Below are 612 nucleotides of genomic sequence, written 5' to 3' on the forward strand. Positions count from 1 at the left end.
GTCTGCTTTTAAGGCGGCGTAAGCAAGATAGAAACCCTCTCCACCCTTATGGCCGTCGCTTGGATGTACAATCGCACGACCTAAAGTCTTCAGCGTATCTTCCGGTATTGGAGTTGCCGTCTGGCGGACAGTATAATTTTTGAGCGTCTTGTCATAGCCCACTGTTACGCGTGGTTTAGTTCCATCCCGGAGGATGTACCTTGGCGCATTGGCAATAACGTTCGCCAGCAACAGGCCCAAAGAGCGCGGTATTGTGCCGCCCTTATCGATCCCGGAAATATCGACGACAACACCATGCTCCTTTCCAAGATTTCGTATGGCAGCAACATGAATATCCGTATCGAGATCAAATGCCTCAAATGTCCCCTTGGCCGCCATGACTGCTTGTTTAAAGCGTTTAGAATTTTCCTCGCTGGCATGATTCAAAGCCAATTGCAAACAGCCGCCAAGGATCTGCAGTTCGTTTGCAAGTGTATGCCTTGCCGCTGCAATGGCAATGAACTCGTCGTCACCTGCCCAGTCATGCAATAACCTCCTAATGTCAACGTCCATCTCGAGCGTTTGTCTCGTCACAGCAGATATTTTATCGGCAACTTGCTTTAGTGTTGCCGT

1 pseudogene (only partly in view) is annotated in these 612 nt (G+C 49.5%); it reads right to left on the minus strand.

The window, feature by feature from the left end:
• Positions 1 to 612 (minus strand): annotated as a pseudogene (locus COV46_07815) (hypothetical protein); it runs 1,188 nt beyond the window's last position.

It is taken from the genome of Deltaproteobacteria bacterium CG11_big_fil_rev_8_21_14_0_20_49_13 (genome assembly GCA_002796305.1).
In the GTDB taxonomy this organism is placed as follows: Bacteria; UBA10199; UBA10199.